The organism is Virgibacillus sp. M23 (genome assembly GCF_034190895.1).
In the GTDB taxonomy this organism is placed as follows: Bacteria; Bacillota; Bacilli; order Bacillales; family Amphibacillaceae; genus Virgibacillus; species Virgibacillus salarius.
On sequence record NZ_JAWDHA010000133.1, the window covers coordinates 1 to 815 of the forward strand.

Consider the following 815-nt stretch of genomic DNA (forward strand, 5'->3'; position numbering starts at 1 on the left):
CGGCGTAATGTCTTCTTCACTTTTACTATCCATTTCCTTGTACCTTGTTGCCATGTAGCTAATAGCTTTTTGCTTAAGCTCTTACTCCTTCTAGAATACACCCCATAGTGACGAATTGTCTTGAACTGTTCATTAGGAATATGACGTATTAATCGAATAATAAATTCTTCTACCGTTACGGTCTCATGTTTTTCTTTACCGTCTACTTTATCCATATATTTGAATGTCACATGTTGACCATCATATTCCTCGATACGATTGTTCCCAATCGCTGGTCGACGAATATAGCGGCCAATATAACGCAGTTGGTCCTTCACCTTTCCTCTTTGTTTTGGGGCATACACATAGAAGCCTTCCCCATTATTAGAAAAAGCCTGTTGTAATCTTGGTTGAATTCTTTTCTTTTCCTTATTTGACAAGTGGTTACGAATGAATTTTAACACCACCGTCTGCCATTGCTTTCGAAGCATCGTAAACGGTATATAGTCGTACGCTTTCCATTCTCCTTTTTTCGTAACTCCTCCCATTGTCACTAACATATGAACATGGGGATTGAAATTCACTCTTGACCCAAATGTATGTAATCCGGCAATTATCCCCGGTTTCACTTTTGCCTTCTTTCGAAAATAACCCGTGATTAGCTTCGCAGCTTCATCCATAAGGGGTTTCAAAAGCTCTCGATGCCATAGAAATATAGCCCGTAATTTTTCATCTATCGTAAAGATTACATGCCGATGGTTCACTTGTACTATATCTTCTGTAAGGACGCGACTCCATTCTTCACTTTCTCCTACAGAACACGTTGTACAAAAACG

At 39.3% G+C, this 815-nt stretch carries 1 protein-coding gene; it reads right to left on the reverse strand.

What is annotated here, in order from left to right; translation table 11 throughout:
- Window positions 1–815 (reverse strand): transposase (locus RVS70_RS21590; RefSeq protein ID WP_321134772.1); only part of this gene is annotated, 815 nt, incomplete at both ends.